The sequence below is a fragment of the Amycolatopsis sp. WAC 01376 genome, from assembly GCF_003947415.1.
In the GTDB taxonomy this organism is placed as follows: domain Bacteria; phylum Actinomycetota; class Actinomycetes; order Mycobacteriales; family Pseudonocardiaceae; genus Amycolatopsis.
The window spans coordinates 450,700-474,483 of the sequence record NZ_QHKL01000006.1 but is presented as its reverse complement, the minus strand read 5'-3'; the positions used below and the strand labels follow the sequence as shown (position 1 = coordinate 474,483).

General features: G+C 68.9%; 25 protein-coding genes. 11 read left to right on the top strand and 14 right to left on the bottom strand.

All coding sequences use genetic code 11. The features are described 5' to 3' along the window. Positions 1 to 23: 23 nt before the first annotated feature. The 4 genes from DMH03_RS29180 to DMH03_RS29165 are packed head-to-tail and all read right to left on the bottom strand — an operon-like array spanning position 24 to position 5,182. Positions 24 to 1,328 carry an NAD(P)/FAD-dependent oxidoreductase gene (locus DMH03_RS29180; protein WP_125795175.1) on the bottom strand — a complete coding sequence of 435 codons (1,305 nt, stop codon included), beginning with the start codon at positions 1,326 to 1,328 and terminating at the stop codon, positions 24 to 26. Between the two features lie 16 nt (positions 1,329 to 1,344). Beyond that, positions 1,345 to 2,379, bottom strand: coding sequence for an FAD-binding oxidoreductase (locus DMH03_RS29175; protein ID WP_125795174.1), 1,035 nt, complete (start codon positions 2,377 to 2,379; stop codon positions 1,345 to 1,347). Further along, a complete protein-coding gene (locus tag DMH03_RS29170; RefSeq protein ID WP_125795173.1) occupies positions 2,379 to 3,905 on the bottom strand; it encodes a class I tRNA ligase family protein in 1,527 nt (508 codons plus the stop codon). The genes DMH03_RS29175 and DMH03_RS29170 overlap by 1 nt, the downstream gene beginning before the upstream one ends. Further along, the gene (locus tag DMH03_RS29165) at positions 3,905 to 5,182 is read right to left on the bottom strand and encodes a SidA/IucD/PvdA family monooxygenase (RefSeq protein WP_125795172.1); all 1,278 of its coding nucleotides are present in this window, start codon (positions 5,180 to 5,182) and stop codon (positions 3,905 to 3,907) included. Before DMH03_RS29165 ends, DMH03_RS29170 begins: the two co-directional genes overlap by 1 nt. A 605-nt stretch (positions 5,183 to 5,787) precedes the next feature. Here DMH03_RS29165 and DMH03_RS29160 point away from each other — a divergent pair. From DMH03_RS29160 to ddaH, 6 genes are all read left to right on the top strand, one after another. Beyond that, complete coding sequence (locus DMH03_RS29160; RefSeq protein WP_233611702.1) at positions 5,788 to 6,426, top strand: response regulator transcription factor; 639 nt, start codon at positions 5,788 to 5,790, stop codon at positions 6,424 to 6,426. A 186-nt stretch (positions 6,427 to 6,612) separates the two neighbouring features. Next, on the top strand, positions 6,613 to 6,936 hold the full coding sequence (locus DMH03_RS42665) for a cupin domain-containing protein (RefSeq protein WP_255431260.1): 324 nt from the start codon (positions 6,613 to 6,615) through the stop codon (positions 6,934 to 6,936). Beyond that, entirely contained in the window at positions 6,929 to 7,252 is a 324-nt protein-coding gene (locus tag DMH03_RS29150) for a hypothetical protein (protein WP_125795170.1), read from the top strand. The genes DMH03_RS42665 and DMH03_RS29150 overlap by 8 nt, the downstream gene beginning before the upstream one ends. After that, positions 7,252 to 8,631: an FAD-binding oxidoreductase gene (locus DMH03_RS29145; protein WP_125795169.1), complete on the top strand. Its 1,380-nt coding sequence runs from the start codon at positions 7,252 to 7,254 to the stop codon at positions 8,629 to 8,631. The genes DMH03_RS29150 and DMH03_RS29145 overlap by 1 nt, the downstream gene beginning before the upstream one ends. Further along, the gene (locus DMH03_RS29140) at positions 8,628 to 9,290 is read left to right on the top strand and encodes a DUF6875 domain-containing protein (protein ID WP_125795168.1); all 663 of its coding nucleotides are present in this window, start codon (positions 8,628 to 8,630) and stop codon (positions 9,288 to 9,290) included. The genes DMH03_RS29145 and DMH03_RS29140 overlap by 4 nt, the downstream gene beginning before the upstream one ends. Before the next feature lie 21 nt (positions 9,291 to 9,311). Then, a complete protein-coding gene (gene ddaH / locus DMH03_RS29135) occupies positions 9,312 to 10,112 on the top strand; it encodes a dimethylargininase (RefSeq protein ID WP_125795167.1) in 801 nt (266 codons plus the stop codon). Between the two features lie 15 nt (positions 10,113 to 10,127). Here the strand turns inward: ddaH and DMH03_RS29130 are convergent, their stop codons facing one another. Genes DMH03_RS29130 through DMH03_RS29120 form a run of 3 tightly spaced genes read right to left on the bottom strand, consistent with a single transcriptional unit; the run spans position 10,128 to position 12,824 of the window. Next, positions 10,128 to 11,003, bottom strand: a complete 876-nt coding sequence (locus tag DMH03_RS29130; protein WP_125795166.1) for an alpha/beta fold hydrolase — start codon at positions 11,001 to 11,003, stop codon at positions 10,128 to 10,130. A gap of 10 nt (positions 11,004 to 11,013) precedes the next feature. Then, entirely contained in the window at positions 11,014 to 11,640 is a 627-nt protein-coding gene (locus DMH03_RS29125) for a response regulator transcription factor (protein ID WP_125795165.1), read from the bottom strand. Beyond that, positions 11,637 to 12,824, bottom strand: coding sequence for a sensor histidine kinase (locus tag DMH03_RS29120; protein WP_125795164.1), 1,188 nt, complete (start codon positions 12,822 to 12,824; stop codon positions 11,637 to 11,639). Before DMH03_RS29120 ends, DMH03_RS29125 begins: the two co-directional genes overlap by 4 nt. Before the next feature lie 185 nt (positions 12,825 to 13,009). On the opposite strand from DMH03_RS29120, the gene DMH03_RS29115 reads away from it, so the two are divergent. The 4 genes from DMH03_RS29115 to sigJ all read left to right on the top strand — a co-directional run bounded on the left by DMH03_RS29115 (position 13,010) and on the right by sigJ (position 16,341). Next, positions 13,010 to 13,555: a heme-binding protein gene (locus tag DMH03_RS29115; RefSeq protein ID WP_125795163.1), complete on the top strand. Its 546-nt coding sequence runs from the start codon at positions 13,010 to 13,012 to the stop codon at positions 13,553 to 13,555. A 137-nt stretch (positions 13,556 to 13,692) separates the two neighbouring features. Next, positions 13,693 to 14,268 carry an ankyrin repeat domain-containing protein gene (locus tag DMH03_RS29110; protein ID WP_125795162.1) on the top strand — a complete coding sequence of 192 codons (576 nt, stop codon included), beginning with the start codon at positions 13,693 to 13,695 and terminating at the stop codon, positions 14,266 to 14,268. A 243-nt stretch (positions 14,269 to 14,511) separates the two neighbouring features. After that, complete coding sequence (locus DMH03_RS29105; RefSeq protein WP_233611700.1) at positions 14,512 to 15,330, top strand: hypothetical protein; 819 nt, start codon at positions 14,512 to 14,514, stop codon at positions 15,328 to 15,330. Between the two features lie 84 nt (positions 15,331 to 15,414). Further along, positions 15,415 to 16,341, top strand: a complete 927-nt coding sequence (gene sigJ / locus DMH03_RS29100; protein ID WP_125795161.1) for an RNA polymerase sigma factor SigJ — start codon at positions 15,415 to 15,417, stop codon at positions 16,339 to 16,341. A gap of 3 nt (positions 16,342 to 16,344) precedes the next feature. Here the strand turns inward: sigJ and DMH03_RS29095 are convergent, their stop codons facing one another. From DMH03_RS29095 to DMH03_RS29070, 6 genes are all read right to left on the bottom strand, one after another. Then, positions 16,345 to 16,779, bottom strand: coding sequence for an ester cyclase (locus tag DMH03_RS29095; protein ID WP_125795160.1), 435 nt, complete (start codon positions 16,777 to 16,779; stop codon positions 16,345 to 16,347). 14 nt (positions 16,780 to 16,793) lie between these two features. Further along, positions 16,794 to 17,264, bottom strand: coding sequence for a carboxymuconolactone decarboxylase family protein (locus tag DMH03_RS29090; RefSeq protein ID WP_125795159.1), 471 nt, complete (start codon positions 17,262 to 17,264; stop codon positions 16,794 to 16,796). Between the two features lie 289 nt (positions 17,265 to 17,553). Next, entirely contained in the window at positions 17,554 to 18,873 is a 1,320-nt protein-coding gene (locus tag DMH03_RS29085) for an MFS transporter (protein ID WP_199749057.1), read from the bottom strand. Positions 18,874 to 18,878: 5 nt separating this feature from the next. Continuing rightward, positions 18,879 to 20,027: a galactonate dehydratase gene (gene dgoD / locus DMH03_RS29080; RefSeq protein WP_125795158.1), complete on the bottom strand. Its 1,149-nt coding sequence runs from the start codon at positions 20,025 to 20,027 to the stop codon at positions 18,879 to 18,881. Between the two features lie 11 nt (positions 20,028 to 20,038). Next, on the bottom strand, positions 20,039 to 20,635 hold the full coding sequence (locus DMH03_RS29075; RefSeq protein WP_125795157.1) for a 2-dehydro-3-deoxy-6-phosphogalactonate aldolase: 597 nt from the start codon (positions 20,633 to 20,635) through the stop codon (positions 20,039 to 20,041). After that, positions 20,632 to 21,612 carry a 2-dehydro-3-deoxygalactonokinase gene (locus tag DMH03_RS29070; RefSeq protein ID WP_125795156.1) on the bottom strand — a complete coding sequence of 327 codons (981 nt, stop codon included), beginning with the start codon at positions 21,610 to 21,612 and terminating at the stop codon, positions 20,632 to 20,634. The genes DMH03_RS29075 and DMH03_RS29070 overlap by 4 nt, the downstream gene beginning before the upstream one ends. Before the next feature lie 55 nt (positions 21,613 to 21,667). Here DMH03_RS29070 and DMH03_RS29065 point away from each other — a divergent pair, with 55 nt between their 5' ends. Then, positions 21,668 to 22,429, top strand: coding sequence for an IclR family transcriptional regulator (locus DMH03_RS29065; protein ID WP_125795155.1), 762 nt, complete (start codon positions 21,668 to 21,670; stop codon positions 22,427 to 22,429). Positions 22,430 to 22,439: 10 nt separating this feature from the next. Here DMH03_RS29065 and DMH03_RS29060 read toward each other — a convergent pair whose 3' ends face one another. Continuing rightward, entirely contained in the window at positions 22,440 to 23,603 is a 1,164-nt protein-coding gene (locus tag DMH03_RS29060; protein ID WP_125795154.1) for a TetR/AcrR family transcriptional regulator, read from the bottom strand. Between the last annotated feature and the right edge of the window lie 181 nt (positions 23,604 to 23,784).

The window sequence follows — 23,784 nt, the reverse complement described above, 5'->3', positions numbered from 1 at the left end:
TCACGCGCTTCCACTGTGGACGATCAGCGCCGAAGCCGCCGAATCACCTCGGCGGCACCGGCCGCGACGACCGCGGCACCCGAGTACTTCAGGATCCGGTGCTGGCGGGTCGCCCGCTGAAGAGCCTTGGCGTACGGAACGGTGGTGTTGGTGATCATCGCGTGCAGCGGCATCCAGCGGTGCCGGAGAACTTTCTCCAGCACGGTGTCGCAGGCGCGTTCCAGGCGGACCGCCGGCGAGCGCACGGTGTCGCGGAGTTCGGCGAAGTTGCGGTGGGACATGTCCGCCAGCGCGTCGGTGTTCGGCTTGCGGCGGGTGTAGTACCTCGTCAGCGCCGCCGTCGTGTCGCCCGGGTGGCTGGCGAGACTGTCCGTCAGCTCCAGCGCGTCCTCGAAGGCCGAGTTCATGCCCTGGGCTAGGAACGGATAGACGGCGTGGCAAGCGTCCCCGATCAGCACCACCTTCCCCTCGTGGATCCACGGGGCCGTGCTGACGGTGACGAGATTGAAGGTGGGCCGCCGCAGGAACTCCTCGCCGAGGTCGGGGACCAGCGACAGGACGTCGGGGAAATGGCGGCGGAACAAGGATTCCACGTCCTCCGCGGTCCTCAGCGAGTCGAAACCGTGTGGGCCGTGGAACGGCAGGACACAGGAACAGGTGAAGGAACCGTCGCGGTTGGGGTGGGCGAACATCATGATGTCGCCGCGGGGCCACAGGTGGAAGACGTCGTCGGCCATGCGATGGCCGCCGTCCGCGGCCGCCGGGATGTGGAGTTCCCGCCAGCCCCATTCGAGGTAGCGCTGCGAGAACTCCGCGCGCTGTTCGTGGTGCATGGACCGGCGGACGGCCGAGAACGCGCCGTCCGCGCCCACCACGACATCCGGCTTCACCACGAGCGCCCGCCCGTCGGGGTCCACAAAGGACACCGAGGGCAGGTCACGGTCCATGCCGGTGCACCGCGTGTCGAAGACGAACCGCACCCCGGGCACCCGGCAGGCCGCGTCCACCAGGACCGCGCTCAGGTCCTGGCGCTGGATGGCGAGGATGCCACCTTCACCGTAGGACGAGAACCGCAGTCCGCCGTCGGGGTTGTGCAGCATCCGCCCGCGCATCGGCACCACGAGCCGTCTCACCTCGTCCGACAACCCCAGGCGATCCAGCGCCGCCAGGCCACGCCGGGAAAGCCCGAGGTTCATGGACGTGGCGGCACTGGCGGTCTCGCGGGGATCCGGCCTGCGGTCGTACACCGTGACCGTATGCCCTTGCCTGCCCAGCGAAAGCGCCAGGAACGCGCCCGCCATCCCGGCGCCCACAATCGTGAACTCCACTATGCACTCCCCTTGTTCAAGCCTTGACCTCCATGACAGCGCCGAGGATCTCCTCGGCGACGAGCGGCGCGGTGGCGAATCCGGTGCCACCGCAGGCGGGGCGGGACCACACCGACGGACGGATCCGGACGAGCATCGGGCCGCCGCCGACGGGATCGGCCGCGTAGTGGCAGTCCCGTACGGCGACGACGGCGTAGTCCGCGGCGCCGGTGAGGATCGGCTCGGCGAGCAGCCGATCCGCCCACGGTCCGCGATCCCGCTCCGTGGTGGCCGCGACCTCCCGGCACACCGCGTCCGAACTGATCTTGAGCAGAGTGCCCCCGCCGGGTGGCAGGAGCCAGGCCGTACGGGCCGCACCGATCCGGCCGACGCCGGGGGCCGACGTCCACCAGCCCGCCAACTGCGGCGGCGGCCGCAGGTAGACCATGGTCTGCCGGTACAGCGTGACCGGCCGCTCGACCAGTTCGGTGTTCCCCGGTCCCGCCGCGACCAGCACGAGATCCGCGTCCACCACGGTCCCGTCGGCCGCGGACACCCGATGGTCTCCGACATCGACGACGGCGCATCGCGGCCGCAAGGTCACCGCGGGATGCGCGGCGAGCCATTCGGCCGCCGCGCGCAGGAACCGTTCCGCCAGCAGCACTCCGGCACCCACGTCGAGCACCCCGGCGGTCCCGGCCGGGAACACCACGGGCGCCAAAGCGTCCGGAGACACGGCGACCGCGGGAAGCCCGGCGCGACCCGCCGTGTCGAACACCGGCGCGAGCTCGTCCGGGGTGCCCGCGGTGACCACGCCGACCGGCCGGAAGATCTCCGTCCGCAGCAACGATTCCAGCTCCAGCCAACGACGGCGGGCCTCGGCCATCCGCAGGGTGCCGTGGACGTCGTCCGGACGCAGCACCCGCAGGGCGCGGTGCTGGTCGGACGACGCCGACGCGGGGTTCGGGACGGGACCGCGGTCGAACACGGTGACGCGGTGGCCCGCCCGCGCGCAGCCGATCGCGGTCACCAATCCGGTCACGCCCGCGCCGACGACGGCGACCGAGGCCATCAGACGCCCAGCCGCGGCAACTTCTCGGCGACGACCGTGTCCGCGTCCACCTGCCCTGGCAACGTCGTGTCGGGCAGCGCGGCCGCGGCGAGGTCGATCAGGATCGGAGCGGCACAGCGCAGGAACACGTTCACCTGATGGCAGAGGTCGCCCGCCGTCTCGGCGGTCGTCACGGCGGCCAGCCGGTCCAGCCGCCCCAGCTGCTCGGCGAGCGTCGACGCGACGGCGGTCAGGCTGAACCGCTCGAGCCCGTAGCCGTCGGCGAACCGCTCGGTCATCCGCTTCGCCGTCCGCCGCGCGTCGCCGGAGACCGGCAGCGGGCCGCGGCCCACCCACTCGTCGACCACCGCCGCGATCCGGTTCCACGGTCCGGTCAACCGGGTCTCGCTGACCCGGAGCAGCGCCTCGTGGGTGAAGTCGGTGCGCTGGTATTCGGGGCTGGTGGCGCAAAGATGGAAGCGGATGAGGTCGCGCGGCACCTCGGCGGCCAGTTCGCGGCCGGACACCACATGCCCGCGGCTCGTGGAGAACTTCTCGTTGGCCAGCTCGTAGAACTCGTTGGTGACGTACTGCGCCGGCAGCACATGGCCGCCGAGTGCGGTGAGCATCGCCGTGCCCACGACCGCGAACGGGTACGTCGCGTCCAGGCCGAGGAAGTACACCACGGTCGAACCGGAGTCCTCCCGCCACAGCTCGTCGTCCGCGGTCAGCACCGCGCCGCGTTTCTCGGCGGCAAGCGCGGTGGTGAACATGCTCCACGGCATGCCCTCCATATGCGGATAGATGACCTGCCCCGGCACTTCGGGGAACGGCGCCGGGATACCCCACGACGTCGGCTGGGTGATCGGGAAGTCCGGCAGCGGACCCGCCATCGCGGACTCGATGAGCCGGGCCATGCCGGGCCGCATCGGGATCCGGGCGAAGTACGCCTCCAGGTCCGCGCGGTACCGCTCCACCGGGAAGACGAGGATGTCCGCGTCCCGGTACTCCAACTTCTCGTCCGGGCGCAGCGTCGAACGCGGCTCGATCAGGTCGCCAGGGGCGACCGGCAGCCCGCAGCTCTCGCAGATCCCGGCGTACCCGTCGGCGAGGCAGAACGGGCAGCCGCCGCTGACGTAGGCGTCCATCAGGTACTCGCCGGTGCTCGGCAGGAACGGGAAACGCACCGTCCGCAGCTCGAGCCTGCCCATCCCGTGCAGGCGATCGTAGAAGTCCATGACCAGCTTGGTGAACCTGTCACCGATACAGCCGAACCCGTCGACCTCGATGCCCATCGCGGTCAACGTCTGCCGCACCTGCTCCGCGGAGCGTTCCCGCAGGTCTTCCGGTGCCACGCCGAGCCGCGCGGCCGCGGTGACGATGTAGTTCTGGGTGAAGTGCATGCCGGTGCCGTAGAGGGCTTCCGTACCGGTCGCGCGGGCGTACCGGGCGCAGACGTCGGCGGCCAGGAACGGACCGGCGAGATGGCCGAGGTGCAGGTCGCCGTTCGCCGTCGGGGCCGGCGAGATCACCACCAGCCGGTTCATCAGGCGGTCCTCGACTCGGCGCCGCGGCGGGCGAGCAGATCGCCGACGATGTCACGGGAACGGTGGGCCAGCACGCTGATCAACGAGTCGGCGATACCGTGCGTCGCCTCGTTGACACCCTGCAAATACACCGCGCCCCAGGCGGAATCGCCGAGATCGACCCGATAGCAACGGCTGACCGAGATCTCCGAAAGGCCGACGCTGTCGGCAAGATCGCGCACCATCGCGGGCATCCGCTGGTCGTAGCCGGTGCCGAGGAGCACCAGATCGCACTGCAACGCCTCGACCTTGCCGCTGGTCCGGTCACGCAGATCGAGGACGATCTCGTCGTCTTCGATCCTGGCGCCGACCACCTCGGTCAGGGTGCGCACGTGCGAACGCTGCACGCCGAGACCGCGCTGCTGGTACAGCGTGGTGTACATGTGGTCGAGGAACGGCGGGGCCGCCCCGGCGTAGTTGGTCAGGCGCATCTCGTCCAGCATCTGCTCCCGGATGTCGGCCGGGCTGTCGTAGAAGCGGTCGACGAACGACGGGAAGAACAACTCGTTGACGAATTTGCTGGTCTGGTAGTTCTGCGGGCCGATCGAACGCACGATCATGGTGCGGGTGCTGTTGGGCAGATTGTCGTGCAGCGCCATGAACATCTCGGCCGCGCTCTGTGCCCCGCCCACCACGACGGCGCGCAGCGGGGCGTCCGGCGGCAGCTTCGCGATCCGGCGCCGGTACTGGGCACTGTGGATGATCCGGTCGGCCGGAAGGTCGGCGAAGACGTCCGGCACGTTCGCGTCCCGGCCGCCGCCCACGACGAGGTCGCGGCAGTGGATCGTGTCGCCTCCGGCGAGCGTCGCGGTCCAGCCGGTGATCGATCCGTCGGTGCCGCGCACGGGTTCGATGCGCTGAACCTTGGCGTCGTACCGGATGCGGACCTTGTCCAGCGACTTCGCGACCCACTGCAGGTAGTCGGAGAACTCCCAGCGGAACGGGTGGAAGGTGCCCAGGTTGACGAACTCGTCGAGCCGGTTCTCCTGGTACAGGAAGTTGAGGAACGAGAACTTGCTGCGCGGGTTGCGCAGGGTCACCAGGTCCTTGAGGAAGGAGACCTGGCTGCGCGCCCACGGCATCAGCAGATCACGTTGCCATTTGATGTCCGGACTCTGCTCCAGCAGCAGCGTCTGCTCGGCGAGCTCCGGATTCCCGGACTCCTCGATGGCCACCGCGAGCGCCAGGTTCGCCGGTCCGGCACCGATCGCCAGCAAACCCACCTGTATTTCAGTCACAGATACACCCCGTTCGTCCAGAATAGGTTGCCGACACTAAGGATCGGCATTTCCCCGGCGACAGGGTCGCCTTTCCCGTCGAACCGGGAATCTCGGCAAGGTCATCCGCTTCTGCACAAAAAACCGCCCGGCGATAGGGAGAAATTCCCCTTTTTCAGGAGACCACCTGGTCGGCCTCCCCGCTGCCCCAAGAGGCTCCGCCGTCTGCCCCATAAGGTAGCGTCACGTTGCCGCATTCGGCCGAATGCCGAAAGCGCGGCACTTTTCCCCTCTTGACCGGCCAGGTCCGCACCGGCGAAAAAATTGATTGCGATCAATTGTCCATAACGGTCACATGGATCCGTTCGATACCTAGTGCATAGACTCTTCTCGCGGCCGGCGAACCCCATCCCCGGCACGGTCGAGCAGGCACCTTCATCGCACTTCACCGAACGGAGCCGATCAGGCAGGCTCAGTAGCGGCAGGCATAGGGGAAAATGATGAACAATCACGTCAGTGTCGGTAACACCGCCCGTTTGTGGCCGGCGGAACTCCATGACCAGCGGCGCACCGCGCGTCTGCTGCCCGAACAAAACAGGGGTGAAGAAACTACCGACACCGAATGGGTGACGGTTTTCCTCGCCGACAGTCAACCGGCCGTTCGCTACCGGGTCCGCTCCGCACTCGAACTCGTCGACGGCATCGTCGTCATCGGTGAAGCGGCCACGGCGAACGCCACGATCGCGGAAACCTTCCGCCATCGGCCGGACGTACTGGTCGTCGACCCTCAGCTCGGCGAGGCCGCGGCCATCGACGTGGTGAGCCGGGTGTCCCGCGTCGCACCGGACACCCGGATCCTGGTGCTGAGCACGGCCGACGACGACACCGCCATCAGATCGGCGCTCCAGGCGGGCGCGCGCGGATATCTGATCAAGGGCACCGATCTGGATCAGGTCGTCCGCGGCGTGCAGGTCGTGGCCGCCGTCGAGGCGATCGTCGGCAAGGCGATCGCCTGCCGGTTCAGCGCCCTGATGCGGTCGGCGGGCGGCCCGGAACCGTACCCCTTTCCCCAGCTGACGACCAGAGAACGGGAAGTGCTCGACCGCGTCGCCGCGGGAAAGTCGAACGGCGCCATCGCCCGCGAACTGGCGCTCGCACAGAAGACCATCAGCAATCGTGTTTCCGCGGTCTTCGGCAAACTCGGCGTGGCCGACCGGGCACAGGCGATCGTCCTGGCGCGTGACGCGGGTCTCGGCCGCGGCTGATTCACCGGTAATCGGGAATAGTTCCCCTATCTCCGGGAAGACGGCCGAACATAGCCTCGATCAGCACCGACCGCCGGAGAAGGAAAAGCATGCTGATCGGAGTGGGATGTGACTGACCAAGACCTCGCCGTCGTGGACATCCGCAGGCTGGAACACGAGAACCTGACGCGGGCCTACGGTTTGGAGATGAAGCTGCTTTATCCATGGAACGGTTTGACAGCACCGTTTCGAGGGGCTTGGTGCGTCCTTCGCCCCGGAGACGTATCGGTGTCCCACACTCACCACGAGCACGAGATCTTCATCGGAATGGGCGGAAAGGCCGCGGTGATCGCCGGCGAAAAGCGGCACGAGTTCGTGGCAGGCGACCTCGTATTCCTGAAACCGGGGATCGAACACAACCTCGTCAACGATCACGACGAGGACTTCTCCTACTACGCGATCTGGTGGGACCGGGCGATGTCGGACGAGTTCGTCTCCCACGAGATCTCCCGGGCCGAGTCCCATGATTGATTACGACGGGCGGAAATTCCGCAAAGCGGGCGGCGACGCCGAGGCGATCGCCGTGTACCGGCAAGAAGGCGACGTCGTCTGGTCCGAGTTCGCCGGGGGCGAGGTGCGGCGAGGGTCGATCACCGGCGCCCAGCGGGAGAACGGCGCCCTGCACCTGGGATACACCCTGGTGCTCGCCACCGGTGAGGTGATCTGCGGGCACACGGTGAACACGCCGGAGATGACCGAAGACGGCCACCTCCGCCTGCGTGAGGCGTGGGAGCGCTACGGCCCGCACGCCGCCACCGGCGTTTCCTACCTCGACGAGGTGAGCTAGTGTCCCGCAGCCCATCCGACGCGGACTGGCGACGTCTCGACCACGCCGTGGCAGGCCGCGTGCGGCGGCCCGGCGAGGCCGGATTCCGCGACGCCAGCGTGCCGTTCAACAAACGGTTCGCGGAAATCACCCCACGCGGTGTCGTCTCCGTGGCGAACACCGCGGACGTACGAACCGCCATCGAGTGGGCGCGCGACACCGGCGTCGACGTCGTCGCCCGTTGTGGCGGGCACAGTTACGCGGGCCATTCGGTCAACACCGGCCTGGTCATCGACCTCGGCCCGATGAACACAGTGTCCGCCGACGGATCGACAGGGCTCGTGACGGTCGCGGGCGGCGCGCGGATGGCGGACGTCTACGCCGCCATCCAACCGCACGAAATGGCATTCGCGCTGGGCAACGGAGCCTCGGTCGGCATCGCCGGCCTCACCCTCGGCGGCGGCTGCGGGGCGACCTCCCGCGCACTCGGGCTGACCGCGGACGCGCTCGTGGCGACCACAGTGGTGACCGCGGACGGGCGGGTTCTGCGGTGCGACGTGGACAACAACGCCGACCTGTTCTGGGCCTGCCGCGGTGGTGGCGGCGGGAACTTCGGGATCAACGTGTCCTTCACCTTCCAGGCGAGACCGGTGGCGGACTGCGCCAGCTACCTGCTGCTGTGGGACCGCGCCGACGCGCCGAAGGTCTTTTCGGTGCTGCAGGAGGTCGCGCGGCGGGCGCCGGACGAATTCGCGGTCAGGATCGGCGTCAGCAAGTCGGGTGAGTCGGACGCCATCGTGTCCGCCATCGGGCAGCACCTCGGCACGGCCGAGGAGTTGCGGGAGATCCTCGACCCCGTGCTGTCCGTCGCCCGGCCGATCCGCATGGATCTCGCGGACCGGACCTTCTGGGAGGCCAAGGACGATCTGCTGCACGAGACCGCGGAGGGCGCGTTCTCGGTACGGACCAACATCGTCACCGAGCCGCTGCCCGACGAAGCGATCGCCACGATGCTGTCGTTCGTCGACCGTCTGCCCCCGAGCGGCAATCCCGACGGTGGTGGCGCGGCCCTGTTCTCCTGGGGTGGCGCGATCAACCGGGTGGGCGCGACGGAGACCGCGTTCGCCCACCGGAACGCGCTCTTCCTGTTGTCCATGGACACTTCGTGGGCCGAGAACGACGAGCCCGCCGTAGTCGACGCCAACCTCCGCTGGCTGGCGGAACTGGCCGACGCGTTGTCGCCGTATGTGTCCGACGGCGCCTTCCAGAACTTCATCGACCCGGATCTCGAAGACTGGCGCACCGCCTATTACGGCGTCAACTACCCACGACTGAAGGCGATCAAGGATCGGGTCGATCCCGACGGCGTCTTCACCTTCTCGCAAAGCATCGGATCATGATCGGCGACGACAGGGTTCTCATCTGGACGGCGGCCGAGGTCGAAAACGGCGCCATGCCGGCGGAGCATCGGCCCTACGCCCAGGAGATCCTGGCTTGGGCGGGCCGCTACCTGGTGTCGCCGCATCCGGAACTGGGCCGGAACGGACCGGTGTGCCCGTACACGCAACCGTCGATCCACAAAGGACTCTTCCATCTGGCGGCGTTGACCACCACGAACGGCGAGACCGACGTCCGCGACGCGATCGAGAGCCTGCGTTCTTGGTATGAAAGGCTTTCCGCCAGGACCTCACCCGCGGACCGGGAACTGCTGACGATTCTCCTCGTGTTGCCGCAACTGGACTATCAGGACGCGACGGGGCTGGACGATCTGCAGCGTGAGGCGAAGGACAAGTTCGTCAACGACGGCCTGATGATCGGGCAGTTCCATCCGGTCTGCGAACAACCCGGCCTGTGGAACGAGAAGTTCAAGGCGCTGCGCGCGCCGGTGCCCTTGCTGGCCATCCGCAAACTGGTCGTCTTCGACCTGCCGTTCCTGATGGACGACGCGGTGCACGCCGAGAGCTACCTCCGGCGGTTCGCCCCGGACATCCCGCCCCGCATTCGCGACCAGCTGGTCAGCAGGCTGGTGGGCACCAAGAAATCCTTGCAGACAGCCTGATCACCTCCGGGGAGAACACTCATGCGGCACTACCTCATGGTCCGGCCGGCGTACTTCGACGTCGAGTACTCGATCAATCCGTGGATGGATCCCGGCAAACCCACCGACACCCGGCTCGCGATCACCCAGTGGGAATGGCTGCGCGACCTTTACGTCGAACTGGGCCACCGGGTGGACCTGCTCGATCCGGTGCCGGGCTTGCCGGACATGGTGTACGCGGCCAACGGTGCCACCGTGGTGAACGGCAAGGTGCTGGTCGCGCACTTCCACCACCGGCACCGTCGCCGGGAATCCACGGCTTACCTGAACTGGTTCACCGAGCACGGTTACCGCGACGTGCGGCAGGCCCGGTGGCACAACGAGGGCGAAGGCGACTTCCTGGTCGCGGGCTCCCGTATCCTGGCGGGTTCGGGTTTCCGCACCGACCGCCGCGCACACGACGAGAGTGCCGAATTCTTCGGAGTGCCGGTGGTGGGACTGACCTTGACCGACCCGCGTTACTACCATCTGGACACCGCCCTGACCGTCCTGGACGACGACCTGATCATGTACTTCCCGCAGGCCTTCACCGAAGAAAGCAGGCAGCGGCTCGAAGAGCTGTACCCGGACGCCATCACCGCTTCGGCCGCCGACGCCGCGGCGTTCGGCCTGAACGCGGTCTCCGACGGGCGGCACGTCATCCTGCCGCAGGCCGCGACGGGACTGAACGCACAGCTGCGCGAGCGCGGTTTCGAACCGATCGGCGCCGATCTTTCGGAGCTGCTCAAGGGCGGCGGGAGCGTCAAATGCTGCACGCTGGAACTCCGCCCCGCCGTCCCATGAGGAACTCCGGCCGGATCAGGCCCGGTCCGCGTGCCTGGCGAACCAGGTTTCCAGCAATTCGGTGACCCGCTCGGGTTCTTCGTGGTGCGGCCAGTGCCTCGCGTCGAGCCAGTGCACTTCGGATTCCTCGCACAAGGCGGCACTGGGTTCGACGAGACGTGTGCTGAAGGCACCGTCCCGTCGTCCCCAGATGATCTGGGTCGGCACGTGGACCGGCCGGTCGAGTTCGGCGCGCGCGGCGCGATCGAACGGCGAGATCGTCCGGAACAGCGCGCGGTACCAGAACAAGGGCCGTTGGATCGCCCCTGACCGGCGCCAGGCGGCGCGGTGCCGGTCGACGTCGGCGTCGCTCAGCCGGGCGCCGTGTTTCAGCATCGCCGCGAGAACCGCGCCGTCACGGGCACCGAGGATCGTCTCGGCGAGGCCGGGGATCTGGAACGCCACCATGTACCAGCTCCGCAGCAGCTGAGCGGGTTTGCGGATCAGTGCCTCGGCGAAGACATGCGGATGCGGGCAGTTGACGATGGTCAGCGACCGGACCAGGTCGGGCCGCTCGATCGCCACCACCCAGGCCACCGCCCCGCCCCAGTCGTGCCCGACCAGGTGCACCGGCTCCGTCCCCTGCCGTTCGATGAGCAGCACGATGTCCTTGACCAGCTCGGGCATCCGGTAGTCGGCCACCAGGCCGGGTTTGGACGACAGGCCGTAGCCTCGCTGATCGGGCGCGAGTACCCGGTAACCCCGCTCGGCGAGCGCGGTCATCTGCGGCTCGAACGTGAACCAGAGGTCGGGCCAGCCATGGAGGAACAGCGCCGCCTGACCGGTTTCGGGACCGCCGGCCTGGAGGTGGAGCGTGACGTCGTCGACGTCCACGAACTGCGGCTGGAACATGGGTGCTCCTTCAGTTGCGGATGATCCTCCGTTCCGTGGCGACGGCCACCGCACCGGCACGGCTGTCGACGCCGAGTTTGTCGTAGATGTGGACCAGATGTGTCTTCACGGTTGCTTCGGAGATGAACAGGCGCGCGGCGATCTGCCGGTTGATCAGCCCTTCCGCCACCAACTGCACGATCTCTGTCTCACGCGGGCTCAGCGCGGGTGCCGGGGCCCGCATATGCCCGAAGAGCCGGGCAGCCACCTGGGGTGCCATGGCGGTTTCGCCGCGCGAGGCGGCGTGGATGCCGCGGAAGAGGTCCTCGGGCGGCCCCGCCTTGAGCAGGTAGCCGGTGGCGCCGGCGGCCACCGCCCTGGTGATGTCCAGTTCGGCGTCGTAGGTGGTGAGCACCAGCACCTTCGGGGGATCCGGCAGGGCGGTCAGGCGCTCGGTGGCGTTCACCCCGTCCGGGCCGTCGCCGAGCTGCAGGTCCATCAGCACGACGTCCGGCTTCTCGGCGGTGGCGAACAGCACGGCTTCGTCGGCGCCCGCGCATTCGCCGATCACGTCGAAACCGGGCTCCCCGGCGAGCAGGGCCGCGATCCCGGCCCGCACCACCGGATGGTCGTCGACGATCAGCACCCGGATCGTCATGGGACCTCCCCGGTAGGCACGCCGGACACGGTGGGCACGGCGGCGAGGAGCGCGGTGCCCTCGCCCGGTTCGCTCTCGATGACCATCTCACCACCGAGTTCGGCGAGCCGCTCGCTGATCATCCGCAGCCCGTTCCCCCGGTCCCCGCTCGCGCGTGCGGCAGCCGGATCGAAGCCGACACCGTCGTCTCGGATGTCGAGGACGACCTTGTCGGCCAGGTAGGTCAGCGTGACGGCGGCTTCTCTCGCGCCCGCGTGTTCGGTCACGTTCGCGAGTGCTCCCTGCGCGATCCTGAGCAGACCGGCCTCCACCTGTGGTGCCAGCGGATACGGGTCTCCGCTGATCTCGAAGCGCACCGCGTGCATGGCGGCGAACCCGATCTGCTCGGCGAGGTCTTTCAAGGTCTCGCCGAGATCGGTGGCGTCGAGCCGCGGCGACCCCAGGCCTCTGACGAACCGGCGTGCCTCGTCGAGGGTGTCGCCCGCCGCGTCGACGGCGCGGGACACGTAGCCCTTCGCCAGTTCCGGGTCCGTGTCCCACGACCGCTGCGCCGCCTGGAGCAGCATCCGCATACTGGAGAGGCTCTGCGCGAGGGCGTCGTGGATCTCTCGTGCGAGCCGCTCCCGTTCGTGCATCATCCCGGCCAGGCGCTGGCTCTGCGCCAGATCGACCCTGGCGCCCAAGAGTTGTTTGACGGCCTCCCCCAGCCGGAACCGGTCGCGGTGGAGTTGCAGGAAGGTCATCGTGGCCATCAGCGCGACCGCGATGGGCGCGAGCACGATGCTCGGGTCGAATTCGGTCGCGATCCTCAGCTGGGCGAGGATGGTCGCGACGGTCAGCAGGACGACCACCACGACCACGACCCGCGCGCGCAGCACCTGCAGGCAGACGAAGAACAACGGCACCGCGCACCAGGCGAAACTCGGCGCCACCACCACCAGCGCGAGCCAGATCGCGATCACCGTGGCCAGCCACACCGGACGCCACCGCTCGAGCACGGCCCAGCTCAGCACCCCGGCCGCGTAGACCAGCGCGAGCGCGCCGGTGAGCGCGAGGATCAGCGGGGTGGCGCCGCTTAACCCGTGCGCCGCGACGAACCTGGCCACCGACGCGGCCAGCAGCAGGAAGAACCCGGTGTGCATGGCGGCGTTCAGCCGCGTGGCCGCCCCGAAATGCGCTTTCAACTCGGTCCTCCCTTCGTCGCCGATGATCGTATGCGGGAAGGCGGGGTGTCCCGCATCAATCGTTCGGTTGATACGGCTACCCATCACACGACGTCCGATCGGCATCCACTCTCCCGATTCGCCCGGCCCGCCCGCCCGGGAAAGTCGAAGGGGAACGAACACCCCCTCACGGCAAAGGAAATCCGATGAACGCCAAGCTCCCCCGCACTCGCCTCGTCCTGGGTATGACGGCCGGTCTCGCCACCGTCGCGCTCGCCACCGGCCTGGGTGCGGCGCAGGCACAGGACCGCAAACCGCAGCCGCCCGCGGCGCAGGCCGTCGTGCAGACCGGCGTACTCGGCATCGACGCCGCCACCCGTGCCGCGCAGGCCGCGCTGGACGCCGGGGAGAAGGAGGGCCAGCGGGTCACGGTCGCCGTGCTGGACCGCTCGGGTGACGTCCGCGTCCTGCTCAAGGGCGATGGAGCCGGACCGCAGACGGAGGAGTCCGCCAAGCGCAAGGCCTTCACCGCGGTCTCCTTCGGACAGCCCACCTCGGCGCTGGCCAAGAACGCGCAGGGTGACGGTCCGACCATCCGCGACATCCCCGGCACGCTCTTCCTCGCCGGCGGTGTGCCGGTCGCCGCGAACGGCGCGCCGATCGCCGGGATCGGGGTCGGCGGCGCGCCCAGCGGCGACCTCGACGAGCGGTTCGCCACGGCCGGCCTGCGCGCCATCGGGGAGCTTCGCTGAGGGGCGGTGAGCGGGCGGCCGTGGCGCTGCTCGCCGCCCTCGTGCTCGGTGCCTGCTCCCCCCAGGCACCGAGCACTCCACCCCCGCCCGCTTCATCCACGCCTTCTCCAGCTCAGCCGCCGCGCCAAGGAGTCCCCGTGAGCCAGCTCTTCGAAGCCGACGCGAACCTCGTCAGGCAGGCGGTCGACGCGGGCGCCGACCTGGAGACACGGGACGATCGCGGCCGGACCCCGCTGCTCGTCGCCGTCACCGAGAACCGGGTCGAGGTCGCCGAAGTCCTCGTCAAAGCGGGCGCCGACCCGGACGCACTCGACGAGCGGCATGACACACCGTGGCTGGTCACCGGCGTCACCGGAAGCGTCCCGATGGCGAAGGTGCTGCTCGAGGCCAAACCGGATCTGACCATCACCAACCGGTTCGGCGGCGTCTCGCTGATCCCCGCCTCCGAACGCGGGCACGCCGAGTACGTGCGCTTGGTCGCGGGCAGCGGGATCGACGTCGACCACGTGAACGACCTCGGCTGGACCGCGTTGCTGGAAGCGGTCGTCCTCGGCGACGGCGGGCCGCGCCACCAGGAAGTGGTCCGAGCACTCGTCGCCGCGGGAGCGGACGTGAACCTCGCCGACAAGCAGGGCGTCAGTCCCCTCGCCCACGCCAGGACCAAGGGCCAGACGACCGTCGCCCAGATCCTCCGAGAGGCGGGAGCCCACTGACCGCGGTCCGGTGGTTCCCGATCCGCCGCGCACGACGCTGGAGCGACCGGCCGCCCCGAAGCACCCGACGGCTGTGCCCCGCCCTGCCGGGCCGATCAGGCCGTCAGGAGTCCTGTCGTGAGGGGGTGTGTGGAAATAGGGACACTCAACGTCCCCATTTCCACACCCCGCGTCACCACGCCAAGGCCCGAATTTTCTGTTATGCCAATTGACACAAGTGACCGAGCCTGGCACGGTTCGGCCGTGGAGCAGGCACGAGGACGGGGCAGGCCGCGCAAGGATCCTGCGGCGCTGGCCCGATGGACGCCTCCCGAGGGATGGTCGCGGCTGGTCGCCTGGATCTCCCCGGAAGAGAAGAAGGCGCTGAAGCATGTGGCGGTCGAAGCCGACGTTCCCGTGGCGGAGCTGATACGGGCGCTCGCCGGCGGCCTGGCCGTCGGCGCCATCACTCCGGAGGAACTCATCGGGCAAGTCGTGAAAGGGAAGACCGTCATGGAGAAGATCCCCACGCTTTTCGAGCGCGACGAGCGCTTCCACGTCGTCGACAGGCCTCGCGCCGAGTGCGCGTGGGTCTTCGAAGGCGCCGGGGTCGGCACCGAGAAGCTCGACGGCACCAACATCCGGCTGACCGTGCGCGCGGGTCAGGTGGTCCGGGTCGAGAAACGCCGCAATCCGAGCAAGGCGCAGAAACAGCAGGGCATCGTGGACGGCTGGTACGTCGACACCGACAGCGAGTCCGCCGACGACAAGTGGATCCTCGCGGCGGCCGGGAACACCGACGTCTCCGCTTGGCCGGACGGGGAACATCCGAGCGAGGCGCTCGGTCCCCGCATCCAAGGCAACCCACTGGGGCTGGAAGAACACCGGTGCGTCCCCTTCGACTTCCAGGCACCCGCCCTGCCCGAGGTACCGCGCAGCTACCACGAACTCCGGGATTTCCTCGCCACACTGGACAGCCGGTTCTCTCCGGGGCACACGGCCGAAGGCGTCGTCTTCCACCATCCGGACGGGCGCCGGGCCAAGATCAAGCGCAAGGACTTCCCCCGCACGGCGACCGCGTAGCGCCGGAGAACGCCGCCACCTCACATCCGGCGGCGGTGTCTCGTCGTACCCGGGACAACGCACGCGAACAGGGGGGCGAATCCCGTGAACCAGCCATCCGAACAAGAACAAGAGCACGATCCGGGCCTGAAGGCGATCGTGAGTGAGCGGCGTCAGCTGATCGGGCTCGCGTATCGCCTGGTCGGTTCCCTGTCCGAGGCCGAGGACGTGGTGCAGGAGACCTACACCCGCTGGTACGCCTTGTCCCCCGCCCGGCGGGACGCGATCGAGTCCCCCGGTGCCTGGCTGACGACGGTCGCCAGCCGCATCTGCCTGGATCTCCTCGGTTCGGCACGCGCGCGACGGGAACGCTACGTCGGCGAATGGCTTCCCGAACCGTTGCCGGGGCGGGTCGAATGGACGACCGGACGACCTCCGGCCACCGACCCCGCCGACCGGATCACCCTCGACGAGTCGATCAACATGGCGTTCCTCGTCGTACTCGAATCGCTGACCCCGGCCGAGCGGGTCGCGTTCGTGCTGCACGACGTGTTCCGCTATGCCTTCGCCGAGGTCGCGGAGATCGTCGGCCGCACCCCGGCCGCGTGCCGTCAGCTCGCCTCCTCGGCGCGCCGCCGCATCCGGGCGTCCCGGGTTTCCGCGGCCCCGATCGCCCGGCAGGCCGATCTCATCAAGGATTTCAAGAAGGCTTGGGAGGCCAAGGACATCGAGGCGCTCATCGGTCTCCTCGATCCCGACGTCAAGGCGGTCGGCGACGGCGGCGGACTCGTCAGCGCCGCGCTCCACCCCTTCGAGGGCCGCGAGGAGGTCGCGTCCTATCTCATGTCGGTGGCGGAGAAGACATCCGGCCTCGAACTTCTGGAGCAGACCGTCAACGGCCGGCCCGGCCTGGTGCTCCGGCAGGCCGAGCTGACCGTCGCCGTATTCGCGTTCCACGTCGCCGAAGACCGGATCCGGCACATCTGGGGAGTACGGAATCCCGAGAAACTCCGGCCTTGGACAGACGCGTGACCGCTACGCCGGGAGGGCGCCGAGTTGCCGCAGCTGGCTGAGGACGTCGACGACGCCCCAGATCTCGGTGATCCGCCCCCCGGCGAACCGGAGAATGAAGATCTCGCCGTAGGAAACCTGCTTTCCGGTGGCGGGCAGGCCCCGGAACTCACCTTGATGGGTGCCGGTGACGGTGTTCCGGCAGACGATCTTGTCCCCGTCGGCGAGCACGTCCTCGGCCGTGACTCGCAGATCGGGGAAGGCGCGAAGCAGCACCGTCCACACTTGTTTCAGTGCCTGCGCCCCTGTCGTGTCCATCGGCACCGGCGCGTGGAACACCACGTCCGGAGCGACGACGTCGTCGATCGTCTTCTCGATGAGCTGGACGCTGCCGGTGTTGGTCGCGTCGTGGAAGCGGGCGAACACCGCCCGATTGCGCTCTGTTTCGGTGATGATCATGGTCTCTCCCCCAGTCAGGCGAACTGGCCGACCCGGTAGTCCCCGGCGGGGTTCTGGACGATGGCGTTCAACCGGTTGAAGGCGTTGATCAACGAGATCACGCCCACCAGCGCGGCGAGCTGGTCCTCGTCGAAATGCTTGGCGGCGTTCGCCCACGCCTCATCGGTGACGACGCCGCCGTCGGCCATCCGGCAGGCCTGCTCGGCGAGCTCCAGCGCGGCCCGCTCGGGCTCGGTGAAGACGGTCGCCTCCCGCCACGCCGCGACCAGATTGATCCGCACGTCCGTCTCGCCCGCGGCGGCGGCTTCCTTGGTGTGGATGTCCAGGCACACCGCGCATCCGTTGATCTGACTCGCGCGCATCCGTACCAGCTCTTGGATCGTGAGCGGCAGCGGCGAGTCGACCAGCGCCCTGTTCGCCGAAACGAGGGCCTTGAGGAACTTGCCACCGACCGGGTTGCCGAAATAGTCGAGCCTGGCGTTCATCGCGATCTCCTTTGTCGTAAGGGGTGTTCTGCCCATCCGACGAAGCAGCCCAGCGAGATGTGAGGCCGTCACAGCGCCTAGGTTCCGAAACGCCGTGTGGAGGGCGGCCCTGGAAATGGTCTAGCCCTCCACGCGGTGGTACAGCCGGTCATCGCAGCACCGCCGGGTCACCTCCGGCGACTTCACTCGTCGCGCTCCGGGGGAAGCGCAGGGTGGCCATGGCCAGGAAGCCACCCGCGATCGCGATGCCCGCGGCCCCTTTCGAGACCTAGTTACCCCTAGGGCGTATCTATGCAGTGCTGGTCACACCCCGTTCCGCGACACGTTCGACCTTGCCGACCAGGAAGACGTACGACAGGATCCCGGCGACCGTGATCACGGTCATGTAGGCGAAGCCGGGCGCGAAGCTGTCATCGGTGACGATCAGGCCGATGACGATCGGGGTGGCGATCGACGACAGGTTGCCGATGAAGTTGAACATCCCGCCGGTCAGCCCGAGCAGCCGTCGCGGCGCCAGCGCGGAGACGAGCGACCAGGTGATCGACGCGAGACCGTTTCCGAAGAACGCGACCGAGAGGATCACGATGACCAGCGTGGTCGAGTCGGTGAAACCGGCCCCGACCATCACGGTGCTCAGCAGCAGCCCGGCGATGATCGGGCCTTTGCGCGCCACTCCGAGCGACGCGCCGCGCCGGACCAGGAAGTCCGACAGCACACCGGAAGCCAGCACACCGATCAGTGCCGCGATGAACGGCAACGACGCGAGGAAGCCGGACTTGATGTAGTCCATTTCCCGGTATTCGACGAGATAGGTCGGGAACCAGGTGAGGAAGAACCAGAGCGTCGAGGTCAGGCAGAACTGTCCGAAGTAGATTCCCCACAGTTTCCGGCTGCCCAGCACGGTCGCCAGATCCGCGCGCGTGATCCGCGCCCGCTCCGGCCGCTCGCTCGGCAGGTCCACCAGGCCGCCGCCGGAGCGGATCAGCTCCACCTCGGCCTCGTTGGCCCGCGAGTCGCGCGGCTCGCGGTACTTGGCGTACCAGAGCACCGCCCAGAGGATGCCGACCAGCCCGGTGGCGATGAACACCCAGTGCCACGACAGCGCGGTCTGCAACCAGGACAGCACCGGCGTCAGCAGGGCGAGGCCGATGAACTGGCCCGAGGTGTAGAAACCGATCGCCGTGGCACGTTCGCGTTCCGGGAACCAGACGGTCGCGATCTTGCTGTTGATCGGATAGGCGGGTGCCTCGAAGACACCGACCATCAGCCGCAACGCGATCAGCGCGACGAACCCGCCGAACACCCCCATGAACAAGGTCGCGAGCGACCACAGGATCAGGCAGGCCGGATAGAGCAGCCGCGGCGGGATCTTGTCGACGAGCCAGCCGCCGGGAAGCTGCAACGCGGCGTACGTCCAGCCGAAGGCCGACAGGAGCAGACCCTGTTCCGCTTTGGACAGCTCGAGTTCGCCGGCGATCGCGGGCATCGCGATCGACAGGTTCGAGCGGTCCAGATAGTTGATGACGACGGTGATGAACAGCATCACCGCGATGAGCATCCGGTACCGGGACGGGCGGGTGGTGAGTCCTGTGTGGACGGAAGTGGTCATCGCGCTCACCATTCCGCGAACGAGCCGTCGGTGTGCCGCCACACCGGATTCCGCCAGCGATGTCCCTCGGCCGCCCGTTCGGCGACGTACTCCTCGTTGATCTCGATGCCGAGCCCCGGGCGGGCGGGGATGGCGACCTGCCCGTCGTCGTAGGCGAACACCGACGGATCGGCCAGGTAGTCGAGGAGGTCGTTGCTCGTGTTGTAGTGGATGCCGAGGCTCTGTTCCTGGATCGTGGCGTTGTAGCAGCCCGCGTCGATCTGCAGGCAGGCCGCCAGCGCGATCGGGCCGAGCGGGCAGTGCAGGGCCAGCCCGACGTCGTAGGCCTCGGCCATGTGCGCGATCTTGCGTGCTTCGGTGATGCCGCCGCAGTGCGACGGATCCGGCTGGATGATGTCGACGGCGCCCGAGGCCAGGACCGCCTTGAAATCCCACCTCGAATACAGCCGTTCGCCGAGCGCGATGGGGATCGGCGAGTTGCGCAGGACGTCGGCGAAGCCGTCGACGTGTTCGGACAGCACCGGTTCCTCGACGAACATCAGCCGGTACGGCTCCAGTTCGCGCAGCAGGACCTTGGCCATCGGCTTGTGCACGCGGCCGTGGAAGTCCACCCCGATGCCGATGTTCGGGCCCACCGCCCGGCGGACGGCGTCGACGTTGGCCACACAGCGATCGACCTTGTCCCAGGTGTCCAGATAGGACAGTTCCTCGGTCCCGTTCATCTTCACCGCGCTGAACCCGCGGTCCACCACCTCGCGTGCGGCGCGGGCGGTCTCGGCGGGACGGTCGCCGCCGATCCACGAGTACACCTTGATCCGGTCGCGCACGCGGCCGCCGAGCAGTTCGTGGACCGGCACGCCGAGCGCCTTGCCCTTGATGTCCCACAAGGCCTGGTCGATCCCGGCCAGTGCGCTCATGTGGACGCCGCCGCCGCGATAGAACCCGCCGCGGTAGAGGACCGTCCACAGATCCTCGATCCGCGAGGGATCCTTGCCGATCAGGTAGTCGGAAAGCTCCTCCACGGTGGCGGCCACGGAGGCGGCCCGGCCCTCCAGGACCGGTTCGCCCCAGCCTGTGACGCCCTCGTCGGTCTCGATCTTCAGGAACGACCAGCGGGGCGGCACCTGATATGTCGTCATTGACACGATCTTCATCGGTTTCTTCCTTAGTCCTGGTGCCAGATCTCGGAGAGTTCACGAGCACGGACGGCGACCGCGTCCGCGCTGTCACCCGGGCGGTAGAGGCAGGAACCCAGCCCCGCTCCGGCCGCACCGGCGGCGGCCCAGGCCGCCAAGTTCGTCGCGTCGACGCCGCCGACCGGCAGCAGTTCGACCTCGCGCGGCAGCACCGCGCGCCACGCCTTCATCCCCCCGATCCCGACCGCGTCGGCGGGGAACAGCTTGAGGTGCCGGGCACCCGCGGCCAGCGCGGCGAACGCTTCGGTGGGCGTCGCCACGCCGGGATACGGCGTCATGCCCGCGGCCACGGCGGCGGAGATCACCGCGGGATCACCGTTGGGCGCCACGATCATCCGCGCGCCGGCCTCCCGGGCCCGCCCGACGTCTTCGGTGGTGAGCACGGTGCCCGCGCCGATCGCGCACCGCTCCCCGAACGCGTCGGCGAGCAGGCGGACGCTCTCGAACGGTTCCGGCGAATTCAGTGGCACTTCGATGGCGGGGAATCCCGCGTCGACGAGCGCCCTGCCGACGCCGACGACCTCGGCAGGGGTCACTCCGCGCAGGATCGCGATCAAACCGGTCACGGCTTCACTGTCCTTTCGAGACGATCTTCGAGCAGTCCGGCGGCCGTCGCGATCCGCCACAGCCCCCTGGCGGTGATCTCCTCGGACAGCACGGTCGCCTCCACTCCCCTTTCGGCGAGTGCGGCGGCGTAGCGACGGCAGAGTTCGCTCGCTCCGCACAGCACCACGCGGGTATCCGAGTCACGCAGCAGATGGGAGACCTCGTCGGCGATCAACACGCCCGAGAGGTAGTCCGGCAACGACGCCGGTTCGAGTACGCCGTCGAGCACGAGCGGACGCGCACCGAAGGCCTCGGTGGCGAGCCCCCGCGAACGCAGTCCCGCGACCAAACCCCGCGAGAACGCCTCGTCGTCGGGGACCGGACCGGCGGCCGTGCGGGCCAGGATGCCGTGCGTGGTCAGCAATCCGTACAGTTCGCCGGTCATCGCGGTGGCGAAGTCCGTCACGAGCCCGTTCTCGACACGGACCCATTTGCTGTGCGTACCGGGCAGCACCACGGTGAGCGGCCCGGTGGGTTCGCCGAGCGCCTCCAGCACGCCGACCAGTTGCGTTTCCTCACCGCGGATCACGTCGCCGGGGTGCTCACCGGAGGGGATCCGCAGTCCCGGCACGAGGTGGAGCACGCCGTCGCGATGGGACACCGGGACGAGCGACGGGGAGTCCGGTTTCGCCGGGACGGTGCGATAGCCGGAGTCGGCCCAGCCCTGCGCGCTGCCCACCATGCCGCCGGCGATGGACGGCAGCCCGGGGAACGCCCTGAGCCAGTCTCCGCAGGTCTCCCGGAAGGCGGACTCGTAGGCGGCGGCTCTGGCTCGCGGGTCCCGCGAGTCCACGTCCTCGGTCGTGGTGAGCAGTCCGCGCCCGGTGTCGCGGGCGGCCAGGATCTCGCCGGTCCTGCCGAGCAGCCAGGCACGCTGACCGGAGGTTCCCCAGTCGAGCGCGATCAAGGCGGGTCCGATGTCCGTCACGAGCGACATCGTGCGGCGGCGTTCCCGATAATGCGATCGCCGTCCCTATATGTAGGATTCGAGCATGTCCGAACCAGCGCCGCCCGGCACCCAGACCCTCGCCCGCGGTCTCGCGGTGATCCGCGCCGTCGCGGGCGGCGCGACCGATCTCCGCACCCTGGTCGAGCGCACCGGGCTGGGCCGCAGCACGACGCATCGGCTGGTCCAGCTGCTGGTGAGCGAGGGCTACCTGCGCAGCGGGCGGGACGGATACACCCTCGGCCCCACCCTGATCGAACTGGGTTTCCAGGCCCTGCACGGAAGTCCGCTGCCGGTGGTCGCCCGGCCGGTGCTGGAGGAGCTGGCCGCCCAGTTGCGCGACACGGTGCACCTCGCCGTCCGAGACGGGGATTCGGTGCTGTACCTGGACAAGCTGCCGGGTTCACGGGGCGCGGAGATGCGTTCCCGGATCGGGCACCGGATGCCCTTGACCCGCACCGGTGTCGGCATGGCACTCCTGCTGGACTCCTCGCCGGAATGGCGGGAGCTGTACCTGGCCGAAACCCCGGCGGAACCGGGCCGGGTGCACCCCGAGGACCTCGACGCGTTCCTGGCGCGGATGCGCGAGTACGCGGAGTCCGGGGTGGCGATGGACCTCGAAGACAACGAGCCGGGGATCCGCTGCGTCGCGGCGCCGATCCGGGACGCCACCGGCGAGATCGCCGGGGCCATCAGCGTTTCGGCGACCAGGCCGTACATGCCCGCCGCCCGGATGCGCGGCCTGAACCGCGTCGTCGGCCGTGCGGCACAACAGGTTTCCGCCGGCCTCGGCCACCGAGAACAGTGACAGCCCGGCGTCAGACCCCCAACGCGCCCACGAGCAGCGCGCTGACGGCGTCACGGTTGGCGGGGACGTCCTCCCACCGCACCCTCCGGCCTGCTTCGACCACCACGCCGAAACCGGCGTGCACGAGCACCCTCGCCTGACGCTGATCGAGTTCCGGCCGCGCCGACCGCAGTTGCTGCTCCCAGACGGCGATGTGCTCGCGCTGCGCGCTGACCAACGGCCGCTGGAGAGCCGCGGGCAGGCCCGCCAGTTCGGCGTTGGCGACACTGGTGAGCGCGGTGTGTTCGAAGCTGTAGGCCACATAGGTCCGCGCCAGCGCGAGCAGGGCGTCGTGCGGACCGTCGACCCCGTGAAGGTTCTGTTCCACCGCTTGGGCCAGTATCCCCGCGGCCTGGAGACAGGCGGCGGCGAGAATGTCGGCCTTGCCGGGGAAATACCGGTAGAGCGCGGACGGGACCAGCCCCACGGCTTCGGCGATCCGCCCGTTCGTGACGTTGGCGAAACCGTCCCGCTCGAACAGCGGGATGGCGGCCGCGAGAATCTCCGAACGCCGCGTGCGCGGCACGGGCCGGGACGGCAGCTCGACGGCGCCCGCACCCGCGACGCTCGTCGTCGGGTCGGTCGCGACCACCCGCAGGGCGGACTCCACCAGCACCTCTTCGACGCGGCGCTGGGCGATCGAGGTCCGGTGCATCGTGATGGACCCGATCACCCCGAGCGCGGCCACCGCCCGCAGCCCCGGGTCGGGGAGCGGGTACTCCCGCCGCACCGCCTCGGTCACCCGGTCGACGACTCTCGCGAACTTCTCCCCCAGCGCGTGCCTGTCGTCGCTGTCGAGATACCGGGATTCCCAGCGGTACAGGCCACTCGACGCGCGGTGGGTCACCGTGCCCTGGGTGACGGCGGCGAGCACGTCCGCCAGCGGCGCGCCGGACGGCACCTCGTCGAGGGTGGCGGCGAGCCGGTCCGCCATCACGTTCGCGCAAGCGGCGAACAGCGCGTACTTGTTCGGGAAGTGCCGGTAGAGGGCCGCCGCGGTGATGCCCACGTCGGCGGCGATCTCCTCCATCGAAGCCGCGTGATACCCGTGTTCGCTGAAGATCCGCCCGGCCGCGTCGACGATCAGTTGCTTGCGGTTGCGAGGCCGGACGGCCGCGGTCGAGTCGGCGCTCATCGCCGGATCCGGACGGCTGCGGGCGGGAACAGGGCCATGCGGGGAAGTCAACCACGAACCGGATCACCACCGCCCGAACCGTCCGGCGCCGACCGGCCAACGATGTGATTCTCGATTAACTTATCGCTTCTCAACCGGCGGCTCGGCATGCATACTGGCCTCGCGACCAGTACCGTTCCGA

Coding starts and splice junctions, on each gene's coding strand:
- DMH03_RS29175 (WP_125795174.1), bottom strand. CDS start 2,379: ATGGCCTCGGTCGCCGTCGTCGGCGCGGGCGTGACCGGATTGGTGACC.
- DMH03_RS29170 (WP_125795173.1), bottom strand. CDS start 3,905: ATGAACCGGCTGGTGGTGATCTCGCCGGCCCCGACGGCGAACGGCGAC.
- DMH03_RS42665 (WP_255431260.1), top strand. CDS start 6,613: ATGAAGCTGCTTTATCCATGGAACGGTTTGACAGCACCGTTTCGAGGG.
- DMH03_RS29150 (WP_125795170.1), top strand. CDS start 6,929: ATGATTGATTACGACGGGCGGAAATTCCGCAAAGCGGGCGGCGACGCC.
- DMH03_RS29140 (WP_125795168.1), top strand. CDS start 8,628: ATGATCGGCGACGACAGGGTTCTCATCTGGACGGCGGCCGAGGTCGAA.
- ddaH (WP_125795167.1), top strand. CDS start 9,312: ATGCGGCACTACCTCATGGTCCGGCCGGCGTACTTCGACGTCGAGTAC.
- DMH03_RS29130 (WP_125795166.1), bottom strand. CDS start 11,003: ATGTTCCAGCCGCAGTTCGTGGACGTCGACGACGTCACGCTCCACCTC.
- DMH03_RS29125 (WP_125795165.1), bottom strand. CDS start 11,640: ATGACGATCCGGGTGCTGATCGTCGACGACCATCCGGTGGTGCGGGCC.
- DMH03_RS29115 (WP_125795163.1), top strand. CDS start 13,010: ATGAACGCCAAGCTCCCCCGCACTCGCCTCGTCCTGGGTATGACGGCC.
- DMH03_RS29095 (WP_125795160.1), bottom strand. CDS start 16,779: ATGATCATCACCGAAACAGAGCGCAATCGGGCGGTGTTCGCCCGCTTC.
- DMH03_RS29090 (WP_125795159.1), bottom strand. CDS start 17,264: ATGAACGCCAGGCTCGACTATTTCGGCAACCCGGTCGGTGGCAAGTTC.
- DMH03_RS29085 (WP_199749057.1), bottom strand. CDS start 18,873: ATGACCACTTCCGTCCACACAGGACTCACCACCCGCCCGTCCCGGTAC.
- dgoD (WP_125795158.1), bottom strand. CDS start 20,027: ATGAAGATCGTGTCAATGACGACATATCAGGTGCCGCCCCGCTGGTCG.
- DMH03_RS29070 (WP_125795156.1), bottom strand. CDS start 21,612: ATGTCGCTCGTGACGGACATCGGACCCGCCTTGATCGCGCTCGACTGG.
- DMH03_RS29065 (WP_125795155.1), top strand. CDS start 21,668: ATGTCCGAACCAGCGCCGCCCGGCACCCAGACCCTCGCCCGCGGTCTC.
- DMH03_RS29060 (WP_125795154.1), bottom strand. CDS start 23,603: ATGAGCGCCGACTCGACCGCGGCCGTCCGGCCTCGCAACCGCAAGCAA.